The sequence below is a fragment of the Paracidovorax oryzae ATCC 19882 genome (assembly GCF_000687165.1).
Taxonomy (GTDB): Bacteria; Pseudomonadota; Gammaproteobacteria; order Burkholderiales; family Burkholderiaceae_C; genus Paracidovorax; species Paracidovorax oryzae.
Genome location: NZ_JMKU01000035.1, coordinates 1 through 12,968, shown reverse-complemented (window position 1 = coordinate 12,968; position 12,968 = coordinate 1). Strand labels below are relative to the sequence as shown.

The window sequence follows — 12,968 nt, the reverse complement described above, 5'->3', positions numbered from 1 at the left end:
TTGCGCCACAGGAGCTGCGCGCAAGCGCGCAGCGAGCGATGGTGCGGCCCCCAACGGTTCCTGCCTGCCTCCCCGCGAAAGCGAAGCATGACGCGCCACGGCCGCCCCACCCTACTTCAGCCGCGGCTGCACGATGATCTTCACCGCCGACTCGTTGTTGTGGATCAGCGTGTCGAAGCCCTTGGCCACCAAATCGTCCAGCTGGATCCGCTGGGTGATGAAGGGCGCCAGGTCGATCTTGCCCTGCTCCACCAGCTTGATGGTTTCCTGGTGGTCGTTGCAGTAGGCGATCGTGCCGCGCACGTCCAGTTCCTTCATCACCACGCTGTGAACGTTGATGGTGGCCGGATGGCTCCAGATGGACACGATCACCACCACGCCCGTGGCCTTCGTCACGGCCACCAGGGTGTCGAGCACCTTGTTGACGCTGGAGCATTCGAAGGCCACGTCCACACCCTTGCCATCCGTGAGCCGCATGACCTCGGCCACCACGTCCACTTCGGAGGGGTCCAGGATATGGTCGGCCACGCCGGATTCGCGCGCCTTCTGCTTTCGCCTGGCGCTCAGTTCGGTGACGATCACCGTGAGGCCCTTGGCCTTGAGGATGGCGGACAGTAGCAGGCCGATGGGCCCGGCCCCACCCACCAGCGCCACGTCGCCCGCCTGGGCGCCGCTGCGGGTGTAGGCATGGTGGCCCACCGACAGCGGCTCGATCAGCGCGGCCTGGTCCAGCGGAATGGCGTCGGAGATCGGGTGTACCCAGCGGCGCTTGACGGCGATCCGCTCGGAGAGCCCGCCCCCACGGCCGCCCAGGCCGATGAAGTTCATGTTCTTGGACAGGTGGTAGTGGTCGCCCGGCCCGGTGGGCACGTCGTCGGCCACGATATAGGGCTCCACCACGACGTGCTGGCCGACTTCGATGTCATCGACGCCCTCGCCCACGGCATAGACCACGCCGGAGAATTCGTGCCCCATGGTGACGGGCGCCGATTCGCCCGAGATGGGGTGCGGGTGGCCGCAGGGCGGGATGAAGATCGGCCCCTCCATGAACTCATGCAGGTCGGTGCCGCAGATGCCGCACCAGGCCACTTCGATGCCCACGGTGCCAGGCTCCACCACGGGTTCGGGAATGTCTTCGATGCGGATGTCGCCGCGCGCATGGAAACGTGCTGCTTTCATGATTCGATCTCTCCGGGTCAGTGAAAGGTGAAGCCGCCATCGACATTCACCGACTGCCCGGTGACGTTGTCCATGGTGGCGAAGAACAGCGCCAGCCGGCCCATGTCCTGGGGCGTCTGCGCGCGGCCTTGCGGGATGAGCGTCAGCTGGTGGCGGGCCCAGGAGTCCTCCACGGATTCGCCCTCGTTCTTCCACTCGTCCGACAGGCGGTCCCACATGTAGGTGCGCACGATGCCGGGGCAGATGGCGTTGACCGTGATGCCCTCCTGCGCCACTTCCTTGGCCAGCGCATTGGTGAATCCCACCACGGCGAACTTGGACGCGCTGTAGTGCGCGAGGTTGGGAAACCCTTCCTTGCCGGCGATCGACGCCACATTGATGATGCGCCCCGAGCGCCTGGCCCGCATCGGCCCCAGCGCAGCGCGGCAGCCCAGGAAAGTGCCCTTGGCGTTGACGCCCATGACGAAGTCCCAGTCACGCTCCGACAGCTCCGCCACCGAATGGATGCTGATGACGCCCGCGCAGTTGACCAGGATGTCCAGGCCCCCCAGCTCGGACACCGCCTGGTCCACCATGGCCTGTACCTGCGCAGCGTCGGTCACATCGACGCGGCGCGTCAGGGCGCGGCGGCCCAGGGCCTGCACTTCAGCGGCGGTGGATTGCATGGCGTCCTCCAGCAGGTCGGCGATGAGCACGTCGGCACCGGCCCGGGCCAGCTCCAGCACGATGCCTTTGCCGATGCCGCGCGCGCCGCCGGTCACGACGGCCGTCTTTCCGGCCAGGGGAAGCAAAGTGGTCTGCATGTGGTTGTCTCCTTGCGTTGGATGGATAAAGAGCGAGACGCTCAGCGCAGGTGGTGGACCTGCTGCAGGCCGTAGACCTGCACGGGCAGGCCTTCCTGGCGGGCCTTGAGCTGCAGCGCCAGGTAGAGCGAATAGTGGCGCGACTGGTGCAGGTTGCCGCCGTGGAACCACAGCGCCTGCTGCTGCGTGGGCTTCCACATGTTGCGCTGCTCGCCCTCCCACGGCCCCGGGTCCTTGGTGGTGTCGGAGCCCAGGCCCCAGACCTTGCCCACCTTGTCCGCCACCTCCTGGCTGATCAGGTCGGCCACCCAGCCGTTCATCGAGCCGTAGCCGGTGGCATAGACCACCAGGTCCGCAGGCAGTTCGGTGCCGTCATCCAGCACCACGGCGTTCTCCGACAGGTGGCTGATCCCCTTGCCCGCCTGCAGCTTGATGCTGCCGTCGATCACCAGGTCGCAGGCGCCCACATCGATGTAGTAGCCCGACGCGCGGCGCAGGTACTTCATGAAGAGGCCCGAGTCGTCGTCGCCGAAGTCCAGCATGAAGCCGGTCGCTTCGAGCTTGCGGTAGAACTCCGCATCGCGCTCGCGGATGCGGTCGTACACCGGCACCTGGAAGTCGGCCATGATCCGGTAGGGCAGCGAGGCGAAGATCAGGTCCGCCTTCTTGGTGGTCACGCCATTGGCCAGGGCGCGCTCCGAATACAGATCGCCCAGGCCGATCTCCATCAGCGAATCGGAGCGCACGATGTGCGTGGACGAGCGCTGCACCATGGTCACGTCGGCGCCATGCTCCCACAGCGCCGCGCAGATGTCGTGCGCGGAATTGTTGGCGCCGATCACCACCACCTTCTTGCCGGCATAGGCGTCCGGGCCGGGGTGCTGTGACGAGTGCTGCTGCTCGCCCTTGAAGACGTCCTGGCCCTTGATCTGGGGCACGTTGGCCTTGCCCGACATGCCGGTGGCGAACACCAGGTGCTTGGGGCGCAGCACCAGCGTCTCGCCATCGCGCTCCACGGTGACTTCCCACTCCTGCTTGTCTTCGTCGAAGCGGGCGGTCAGGCAGTTGGTGGACGGCCAGTAGTTGACCTCCATCACCTTGGTGTACATCTCCAGCCAGTCGCCGATCTTGTCCTTGGGCGCGAACACGGGCCAGTTGTCCGGAAAGGGCAGGTACGGCAGATGGTCGTACCAGACCGGATCGTGCAGGCACAGCGACTTGTAGCGGTTGCGCCATTGGTCGCCGGGGCGCGCCTGGCGGTCGATGACGATGTGCGACACCCCCAGCTGGCGCAGCCGCGCGCCCAGCGCGATGCCGCCCTGCCCTCCGCCGATGACCAGCACGAAGGGCTGCTTCCCGCGGCCCAGTTCCTCGGCCTCCTGCTGGCGGCGCTCCAGCCAGGTCTGGCGGCCACGCCGGATGCCGTGCTCGGCGCCCATCGGGCGGCGCGTGCCCATGGGCTCCTCGTGCCCCTTCAGTTCCTGGGCGGCCGTCAGCAGCGTCCAGATGCGCCCGTCCCGGATGCGGACATGGCCGCCGCCGCGCGCATGCCGCGTATCGACCACGATCCAGGCGGACAGCACGCCGTCGGCCTCTTCCACGGCCTCGCGCTCGTCCAGGGAGAAATGCACGGGCGCCGCGGCATCGAGCTGCGCCGCCAGCAGGTCGGCGATCTGCTGCTGGCCTTCCATGGTCTTGATGTTCCAGGTCAGCAGCACCAGGTCGCGCCAGTAGCACTCGTCGGCGAACAGCCGGCTCGCGGCCGTGAAGTCGCGGTCCGCCAGAGCGCGGTTGAGTCGGTCGAGCAGCGCCTGGGTGCGGGCTGCAGCCGTCGTATCGGTCATCGTTGTCTCCTTGGATGGTGGTCATGCCCGCTGGTTTTTTGTCCGGGCGATACGGCTCAAGGCAACCGCCATGCCAGCCACGCCGGGCACCGGCGGCCGGCACCGGATGCCAGGAAAATCAACGGGTTGGCAGTGCGCCCCTGGTACAAACCCCTTGCGCCCGGCCCTGCCGGCGGTGGCTGCAGCACGCGACAGGCGGCGCACCGCGCGACACCTGTCGCACCACGCGTGCTGCAGCGCAGCAGTAGCAATGGGTAAATCTCGATGGGTCAGGCACGGCCCTGGGCACACAATCCCCCACGGCACGTTCCAAGACCGCACCGACTCCACGCCATGCCTCTGCAGTCCTACGCCTCGCACGTCCAGGAAATCGAAGCCTTCGGCTCGGGCTACCCCACGGGCAGCCAGGACCGCGACCGCGCCGTGCTGCGCAGCTGGCGCCGCTGCATCGACCACCACCGGCTCGACCCGGCGCACACCAGCGAAGCCCACATCGTTCCCGATGGCGAGTTGCGCGCGCACCGCGAGGAATCCGAGCCGCTGATCCACATCGCCCGCCATGGGCTGGAGCGGCTCTACCAGCAGCTCAAGGGCCTGGACTACGTGCTGCTGCTGGCCGACCGGCACGGCGTGGCCGTGGACTTCCTGGGGCACGAGGCCGACGCCGGCGACCTGCGCCGCGCCGGCCTCTATCTGGGCGCGCAATGGCGCGAGGACCACTCCGGCACCTCGGCCGTGGGGGCCTGCCTGGAAACAGGCGAAGCGCTGACCGTGCACCAGAGCGACCATTTCGACTTCACCCACACCGGCCTGTCCTGCACCGCCGCGCCCATCTACGACCTGCGCGGCGAACTCGCCGCGGTGCTGGACCTGTCGCTGCTGCGCTCGCCCGCCGAACGAGCCAGCCAGAACCTGGCGCTCAACCTCGTCGTGGCCGCGGCGCGGCGCGTCGAGCACGCCAACCTGATGGCGCAGTCCGGGCAGGACTGGGTGCTGCGCCTGGCGCAGTCGCCCGACTTCCTCGACGTCGATCCCGACGCCTCCATCAGCGTCGATGCACGCGGCCGCATCCGCGCCATGACCCACGGAGGCGCGCGCCTGCTGGCCGCCGCCGCGCAACTGGACTGGCGCCAGCGCCAGAAGCTCATCGGCCAGCCGCTGGAGCGCTTCTTCGACGTGGACCTGCGCCATCTGCCCGAACTGCGCCGCAACCGGCCGGCGCAGGAGCGCATCATCCGCGCGCGCGACGGCAGCATCCTCTTCGCCCATGCCATGGAGCCGCAGCGCCCCACGCGCCGCCTGCGCTCGCAGGGCGCGGCAGCCACGCAGGCACCGCCCCCGCTGCCCGCCGCGCTGCAGGCGCTGGACACGGGCGATGCGGCACTGCAGGCGCTGCTGCGCAAGGCCGCGCGGCTCGCGCCGCAGGCGCTGCCCATCCTGGTCCAGGGAGAAACCGGCTCGGGCAAGGAATACCTGGCCCGCGCCCTCCATGCCGCCAGCGGCCGCCGCGGTGCCTTCATCGCCATCAACTGCGCTGCCATTCCCGAGGCCTTGCTGGAAAGCGAGCTGTTCGGCTACCTGCCCGGCACCTGGACCGGCGCAACGGCCAAGGGCCGCGAAGGCCTGATCGCAGCAGCCCATGAGGGCACGCTGTTCCTCGACGAGATCGGCGACATGCCGCCGGCCCTGCAGGCCAAGCTGCTGCGGGTGCTGTCCGAATCCGAAATCACCCCGCTGGGCGCCCGCGCACCGCGGGCGGTCTCCGTGCGCTGCATCTCGGCCTCGCACCGGCCGCTGGCCGAACTGGTGCGGCGCGGCAGCTTCCGCGAAGACCTGCTCTACCGCCTCAACGCCGCCGAACTGCAGCTGCCTGCGCTGCGCCAGCGCAGCGACCTGCAGGCGATCGCCGACCAGATGCTGGCCACCCTGGGTGGCCACCTGCACCTGGGCGATGCCGCCCGCGCCGTGCTGGCCGCGCATGCATGGCCCGGCAACCTGCGCGAGCTGCACAACGCGCTGCGCTATGCCGCAGCCCTGTGCGGGGAGGATGGCGACGGCACCATCGAGCCCGGGCACCTGCCCGATGCGCTGCCGGCGGCGCACAGCGCGCCACCCGGGACCGCCCCGGCCTCCCCCGCCAGCGGGTCCGCCGCGCACGCGCTGGAGCAGTTGCTCGAACAATGCCAGGGCAACGTCTCAGAAGCCGCTCGCCAGCTCGGCGTCAGCCGCTCCACCATCCACCGCCGCATCCAGCAACTGCAGCTGGGCGTGCGGCATGCCCACTGGCGCGGGGCGTAGCACGCGGCGACTTACTTCGAACCCCGTGGGCCTCGCGGGCTCCGGGAGGCACCGCGGCCGCCGGCCTGCAGGCCCTGCGTGTTCTCCGGCCCTGGCGCTGCCGCGCAACCGGTGGCGCCCGGGTCCTGCTCCGCTCCAGGGGCGCGGGTGGCGGCCCGGGCTGCCGCGCGGACGAGCGACGGACCGGTGCCCGTCCAGCGCTGCACGGCGCGGCGCAGGCTGCGCGCGCTGGAGTAACCCGTCTTCACCGCCACGTCTTCCATCGACTGGCTGGAGCGGCACACCATCGTGAGCGTGCGGCGCCGGCGCTCCTCGCTCACCAGGCCGCGGTAGGTCAGACCTTCCTCGGCCAGCCGGCGGCGCAGGGTGCGTTCGCCGAGATTCAGCGCGGCCGCGATGTCCGACAGCGGGGGCGCGAGCGTCTGGCAGCGCCGGAGTACCTGCACGACGGCGGCACCGAGGTCCGTCCCCGGCCCGGGCGGCCAGGCCTCCAGCAGCAGCATGCGCATCCGGGCCACCACGGTGGGCTCTGCCGTCCTGAGCGCGATGGCCTGCGGCGGCAGGCTCAGCCGGTGGTCGCCTGACCCGAACTCGACCCGGCAGCCGAAGGCCTGCTCGAATTCCGCCAGGTCCACCGGCCGCGGCAGCGCGAACTCCACGCGCAAGGGATGGAACTCTGTGCCGAGCACCTGCTGCACCATCGCATGGATCGATGCCAGCGTGTACACCGCCAGGAAGGGCTCGACCTCCGGGTCATCGAGACGGGGCCGCACCACGATGTGGAAATGCTGCTCCGTCCGTTCGCTGTATACGTTCAGCAGGCAGCCCCCGGCACGCTGGAATTCGATGAGGAACTGCAGCATGTCGTGGACGTTCGCGCACGCCATCATGCCCAGCCCCAGCGCGCCCAGCGCGACGATGTTCGCCTGTCCCCCGAATCGCAGCCCCTGCTCGATACCGGGCGCCGCACTCCAGAAACGGCGGGTGACCTCCAGGGTCTGCCGGTACGACACCTGCAGTCCCGGGGCGTCCAGCTCGTGCAGTTCCAGGCCCAGCCCGTGCGTCAGCCGCTCCGCAGTCAGGCCGCGGGTCCACGCCCTGGACACCAGCAGGCGGATCAGCAACGGAGCGATGTCCGCGCGGTGCCCGCTCCGGGAGGCGATGGATGGTGTCGTCTTGATCTGCATGCGGACTCAATTTTCACATTTTCCGCAGAGAAATAAACTTTTTTTAACCTCTATCTACTAAATTTATCAAATCCACTTACAATTGGCCGAATGGGTACCGCAACTTTGTCAATTCGGTCCCCATGCTCGAGCAGCCTGAGATTTAAGGTTGTCCTATCGGCAGACCAAGGTCCATATCTCTTTCCTTGGCTGCTTTCAAGGGGGGCATCGCCATATGAACGGAGATAGGGAGAAGGCTTGGAAAAGCCTGGCCGCGCCATGCACCGGATTGCTCGGTGCGGTCGCAGCGCTCGGGTTGTCCGGTGCAAGCATGGCGGGCGTGTCATGTGCCGTGGCGCTCGTGGCATGCGGCGCGGTGGGGGGCTGGATTGCCCGGCGGCCCCGGCGCACCGCGCCGGACGAACTGCTCGGGCTCATCGCGGAGTTCGAGTCCTTCAGCGCCGCAATGGCGCCCGTCTGGTCGGGGCAGATCGAATCGTCGCGCAGCCAGATGGAAGAGGCTATCGCGCAGCTCAGCGCCCGGTTCGCCAACATCGTGCAGCAGCTGTCGCGGACGCTGGACCAGTCGGCGCGCGATGGAGCGGGCCCGGGGGACGCGGAAGCCGTGTACGCCCGCAGCCAGGCGCAACTGCAGGAACTGGTGGGATCGCTGCGTGACGCCATGCAGGGCAAGGCGCAGATGCTGGCCAAGATAGAAGACCTGCAACGCTTCGTGGGAGAGCTGCAGGACATGGCCGAAGCGGTCTCCCGCATCGCCCAGCAGACCAACCTGCTCGCGATCAACGCGACCATCGAAGCGGCCCACGCGGGGGACCGCGGCCGCGGCTTCGCGCAGGTGGCGCAGGAAGTGCGCTCGCTGTCGCAGATGTCCGGGGACACCGGGCGCCGGATCATCGCGGCCATCAACGCGATCCATTCGGCGATCGACGAGACCCGTGCCGCGGCCCAGCTGTCGCGGAACCAGGAAAACCGCGTCATGGCCGATTCCGAAAGCCGCATCTCCCAGGTGCTGGAACAGTTCCGGCACCTGACGGACCACCTGGCTCAGTCGGCAGACCTGCTGCGCCAGGAGAGCCGCCAGATCCAGCTGGAGGTGAACGACTCGCTGGTGCAGCTGCAATTCCAGGACCGGGTCAGCCAGGTGCTCAGCCACGTGCGCGACAACATCGGCCGCATGCCTGCGGTCGTCCAGAGCCACCACGCCCAGTGCGCCAGCGAGGGTGCCCTGCGCCCCCTGGATGCCGGCGAACTGCTGCAGGAACTCGAGGCCACCTATGCGATGGCGAGCGAGCGCGCCGTGCACCGCGCCGGCTCGGCGAAGGCAGGCGCTACTGCGCCCGCGCCTGCGCCTGCGCAGCACGAAGAAATCACATTTTTCTGAAGGAACCTTCTTTATGGCAAAGACCATTCTGATCGTGGACGACTCCGCTTCCGTGCGGTCGGTCGTGGGCATCGCACTCAGGGGCGCGGGCTACGACGTCATCGAAGGCTGCGACGGCAGCGACGCGCTGCGCCGGCTCACCGGCCAGAAGGTGCACCTGATCATCAGCGACGTGAACATGCCGAACATGGACGGCATCACCTTCCTGAAGAGCGTGAAGGCCATGCCGGCCTACCGCTTCACCCCCGTGATCATGCTCACCACGGAGAGCCAGGAGGCGAAGAAGCGCGAGGGCCAGATGGCCGGCGCCAAGGCCTGGGTGACCAAGCCCTTCCAGCCGCCCACCCTGCTGCTGGCCGTGGAAAAGCTGGTGCTGCCATGACTTCCATCACCACGCTGGCCCTCGACGGCGAGCTCACCATCTACCGGGCCGCGGAAACGCGCACGGGCCTGCTCGCCGCACTTTCCGACAGCCCCGAGGGCCTGGAAATCGATCTGGCGGGCGTGACCGAGATCGACAGCGCCGGCGTGCAACTGCTCATGGCGGCCCGCCGCGATGCGCAGGCCAGGGGCCAGTGGCTGCGCTTCACCGGATGCAATGCGCCGGTGTCGGATGTCTTCGCACTGTTCGACCTGTCCGCATTCTTCGGCGAGACCCTCGCCGCCGGCACACCGACCGAGGGAGACGCTCCATGAACATGGAACAGGCACTGCAGGCCTTCATCGCCGAGAGCGGCGAGTTGCTGGAGGACATGGAGCAGGCCCTCCTGGGGGTGCTGCAGGAGGACGACCCCTCCGACTCGGTGAACGCGATCTTCCGCGCGGCGCACACCATCAAGGGGTCCGCGGGCCTGTTCGGCCTGGACTTCATCGTGGATTTCACCCACGTCGCCGAGAGCGTGCTCGACGAGGTGCGCGACGGTGCCATCGCCCTCGACGAATCGGTCGTGTCGCTGCTGCTCGCCTGCGGCGACCACACCGGCCGCCTCGTGGCGGCCGCGGCGGCCGGCCACACCCAGGCCGACGAGCAGCTGCAGGCCGATGCGCAGCCGCTGCTGGAAGGCCTGAACCGGCTGCTGGAGAATGCCGACGCCGCGCCGCGCACCGAGCCGCCCTCCCGTCCGGCCGAAGGCCCTGCCGCCCCGGCGCCGGCCGCGACCGGAAGCCGCGCGCCGGACCACTGGCACATCTCACTGCGCTTCGGCCGGGACGTGCTGCGCAACGGCATGGATCCCCTGTCGTTCCTGCGCTACCTCAACAAGCTCGGCACGATCACGGGCATCGCCACGCTGCCCGACGACCTCCCCGCGCTGGCGGACATGGACGCGGAGTCCTGCTATCTCGGCTTCGAGATCGCGCTGCGCAGCAGCGCCAGCAAGGCCGACATCGAAGGCGCTTTCGAGTTCGTGCTCGATGACTGCGTGGTGCACATCCTTCCGCCGGACAGCGAGATCTCCCGCTACATCGACCTGATCGGCACCATGGGCGCGCACGGGCAGGAAGCCTCCCTGCGCCTGGGCGATATCCTCGTGCACTGCGGCAGCCTGACGCGCCGCGAGCTCGACGAGGCCCTGCAGCTGCAGCACCACGGCGCGACCGAGCCGCTCGGCCAGTTGCTGGTGGAGCAGCGGCGCGTGCAGCAGCCGATCGTGGAGGCGGCGCTGGTGCGCCAGAAGCAGATCAAGGAAAGCCGTTCGGCCGAGCACCAGTCGGTGCGGGTCGATGCGGAAAAGCTCGACCGGCTCGTGGACCTGGTGGGCGAGCTCATCACCGCCACCGCCACGGCGACGCAGGCGGGCCGCCACGTGCAGAACGTGGCCCTGCAGGAGGCGCACTCCACGCTCAACGGACTGGTCCAGGAGATCCGCGACAGCGCACTGCAGCTGCGCATGGTCCGCATCGGCGCGACCTTCAACCGGTTCCAGCGCATGGTGCACGACGTATCGCGCGAGATCGGCAAGGACATCGTGCTGCAGGTGCGCGGCGAAGACACCGAACTGGACAAGACCGTGGTCGAGAAGATCGCCGACCCGCTGACGCACCTGGTGCGCAATAGCATGGACCACGGCATCGAACCGGTCGCCGTGCGCACGGAGCGCGGCAAGCCCGCGTGGGGCACCGTGTCACTCAATGCATACCACGACTCGGGAAGCATCGTGATCGAGGTGGGCGACGACGGGGGCGGCCTGTCGCGCGACCGCATCCTGGCCAAGGCCGTCGAGCGCGGCCTGGTCGATGCGGGCAAGGCGCTATCCGACGAGGACATCTACAACCTGATCTTCGAGCCCGGCTTCTCGACGGCCGACCAGGTCACGAACCTTTCGGGCCGGGGCGTCGGCATGGACGTGGTCAAGCGCAACATCGCGGCGCTGCGGGGCACGGTGTCCCTCGACAGCCGCCCGGGCCTGGGCACCACGACCACCGTGCGGCTGCCGCTCACCCTGGCCATCATCAACGGATTCCAGGTCGCCGTGGGGCGCTCCGTGTTCGTGCTGCCGCTCGAATCCATCGAGGAGTGCATCGAGTTCCGGGAGGACAGTGGCCACGACTACACCGAGCTGCGCGGGCGCGTGCTGCCCTTCATCCGGCTGCGCACGCTCTTCCATGTGCCGGCCCCGGCCGGCTCCCGCCAGAGCATCGTGGTGGTCCGGGAAGGCTCGCAGCGCTTCGGCCTGATCGTGGACCGTCTCCTCGGCGAGGCCCAGGCCGTGATCAAGCCGCTGGCACAGATGTTCGCCCACCTCCAGGGCATCAGCGGCTCCAGCATCCTGGGCACCGGCGAGGTCGCGCTGATCCTGGATGTTCCTGCGCTCGCGGCAAAGGCCATGGCCTCGCAGCGCACCGCATCCGACGCCGTGGGCGCCGCGCCGCAATGACGGCCACCGCCCCCATCCAGAAATCCCACCGCCCTGAAGGCACCCCCATGTTCAAAAATCTCAAGGTCGCAACCAGGCTCTACCTGGGCTTCGGGACCATCCTCGCCATCCTGCTCGTCCTCACCAGCACGGCGTACATCAATTTCGGGGCGCTCACGGAGGCGAACCGCTGGAACGTCCACACCTACGAGGTGATGTCCGAGATGGACAACGTGCTCGACGCCCTGGTCAACGTGGAAACCGGCGAACGGGGCTTCGCCCTCACTGGGGAGGACGCTTTCCTCGATCCCTACAAGGCGGGGCTGGCCAGCCTCAAGCAGCACCTGGACAAGGCCAGGGCCCTCACGCAGGACAACCCCAAGCAGCAGGAGCGGCTCGCGAGCATCCAGTCCTCCAGCGAGGAATGGATCACGAAGGTCCTGGAGCCGGAGATCGCCCTGCGCCGCAGCGTGAAGGACGGCAAGGCATCCATGGATGCCGTGGTGGCCAGCGTGACCGCCGCCAAGGGCAAGCAGCACATGGACCGCATGCGTGAACTGCTCGCCCAGGCCCGCGGCGCCGAAAGCGAACTGCTGGCCGTGCGCACCCGCGAAGCGGAATCCCGGCACGCCACGACCAACGCCGTGCTGATTTTCGGCAGCCTGCTGGCCGCGGCGCTGGCCGCCATCATCGGCATGGTGATCGTGCGCGGCCTGCAGAACGTGCTCGGGGGCGAACCGGCGTATGCCGCCGAGGTGATGCGCCAGGTCGCCAAGGGCGACTTCACCGTGCAGGTCATCACCCGGCCGGGCGACCAGAGCAGCATGCTGAACACGGTGAAGGACATGGTGCGCATGTCGGGCGAAAGCATCGACGACGTGGTGCGCGTGATGGGCGCGGTCGCCGAGGGCGACCTGACGCAGACCATTACCGCCGAATACCAGGGCGCCTTCGGCCAGATGAAGGAATACGTCAACAAGACGGTGGCCAGCCTGTCCGCCATCGTGACCGAGGTGAATGCCGGTGCGGAAGCCCTGGCGGGCGCATCCGAAGAAGTGAGCGCCACGGCCCAGTCGCTCAGCCAGGCTGCCAGCGAGCAGGCCGCCGGTGTCGAGGAAACCAGCGCATCGCTCGAGCAGATGACCGCCTCCATCTCCCAGAACACCGAGAACGCCAAGCTCACCGACAGCATGGCCACCAAGGCGGCCTCCGAGGCCACCGAGGGCGGCGAGGCCGTCAAGGCCACCGTCGCGGCCATGAAGCAGATCGCCCAGAAGATCAACATCATCGACGACATCGCCTACCAGACCAACCTGCTGGCCCTGAACGCCGCCATCGAGGCCGCACGGGCCGGCGAGCACGGCAAGGGCTTCGCCGTCGTCGCCGCCGAGGTACGCAAGCTCGCCGAGCGCAGCCAGGTC

At 68.5% G+C, this 12,968-nt stretch carries 10 protein-coding genes; 6 read left to right on the top strand and 4 right to left on the bottom strand.

Annotated elements, in window-relative coordinates:
* Nucleotides 1–111 precede the first annotated feature (111 nt).
* Genes T336_RS0120390 through T336_RS0120380 form a run of 3 tightly spaced genes read right to left on the bottom strand, consistent with a single transcriptional unit; the run spans nt 112 to nt 3,826 of the window.
* On the bottom strand, nt 112–1,179 hold the full coding sequence (locus T336_RS0120390) for a 2,3-butanediol dehydrogenase (protein ID WP_026433911.1): 1,068 nt from the start codon (nt 1,177–1,179) through the stop codon (nt 112–114).
* A 17-nt stretch (nt 1,180–1,196) separates the two neighbouring features.
* Nucleotides 1,197–1,982, bottom strand: coding sequence for an SDR family NAD(P)-dependent oxidoreductase (locus tag T336_RS0120385; protein WP_026433910.1), 786 nt, complete (start codon nt 1,980–1,982; stop codon nt 1,197–1,199).
* 41 nt (nt 1,983–2,023) lie between these two features.
* Nucleotides 2,024–3,826, bottom strand: a complete 1,803-nt coding sequence (locus T336_RS0120380) for an NAD(P)/FAD-dependent oxidoreductase (protein WP_026433909.1) — start codon at nt 3,824–3,826, stop codon at nt 2,024–2,026.
* A 333-nt stretch (nt 3,827–4,159) separates the two neighbouring features.
* Here T336_RS0120380 and T336_RS0120375 point away from each other — a divergent pair, with 333 nt between their 5' ends.
* Nucleotides 4,160–6,124 (top strand): sigma-54-dependent Fis family transcriptional regulator, encoded by a 1,965-nt coding sequence (locus T336_RS0120375; RefSeq protein WP_026433908.1) that lies wholly within the window; start codon nt 4,160–4,162, stop codon nt 6,122–6,124.
* An 11-nt stretch (nt 6,125–6,135) separates the two neighbouring features.
* Here T336_RS0120375 and T336_RS0120370 read toward each other — a convergent pair whose 3' ends face one another.
* Nucleotides 6,136–7,311: an AraC family transcriptional regulator ligand-binding domain-containing protein gene (locus tag T336_RS0120370; protein ID WP_026433907.1), complete on the bottom strand. Its 1,176-nt coding sequence runs from the start codon at nt 7,309–7,311 to the stop codon at nt 6,136–6,138.
* Nucleotides 7,312–7,621: 310 nt separating this feature from the next.
* On the opposite strand from T336_RS0120370, the gene T336_RS0120365 reads away from it, so the two are divergent.
* The 5 genes from T336_RS0120365 to T336_RS0120345 form a co-directional block, all read left to right on the top strand.
* Entirely contained in the window at nt 7,622–8,692 is a 1,071-nt protein-coding gene (locus T336_RS0120365; protein ID WP_244884003.1) for a methyl-accepting chemotaxis protein, read from the top strand.
* Nucleotides 8,693–8,705: 13 nt separating this feature from the next.
* Nucleotides 8,706–9,074: a response regulator gene (locus T336_RS0120360; RefSeq protein ID WP_026433905.1), complete on the top strand. Its 369-nt coding sequence runs from the start codon at nt 8,706–8,708 to the stop codon at nt 9,072–9,074.
* A complete protein-coding gene (locus T336_RS0120355) occupies nt 9,071–9,388 on the top strand; it encodes an STAS domain-containing protein (protein ID WP_026433904.1) in 318 nt (105 codons plus the stop codon). Before T336_RS0120360 ends, T336_RS0120355 begins: the two co-directional genes overlap by 4 nt.
* Nucleotides 9,385–11,568: a chemotaxis protein CheA gene (locus tag T336_RS0120350; protein WP_026433903.1), complete on the top strand. Its 2,184-nt coding sequence runs from the start codon at nt 9,385–9,387 to the stop codon at nt 11,566–11,568. Before T336_RS0120355 ends, T336_RS0120350 begins: the two co-directional genes overlap by 4 nt.
* A 47-nt stretch (nt 11,569–11,615) precedes the next feature.
* On the top strand, nt 11,616–12,968 hold a 1,353-nt coding region (locus tag T336_RS0120345; RefSeq protein ID WP_026433902.1), incomplete at its 3' end, for a methyl-accepting chemotaxis protein.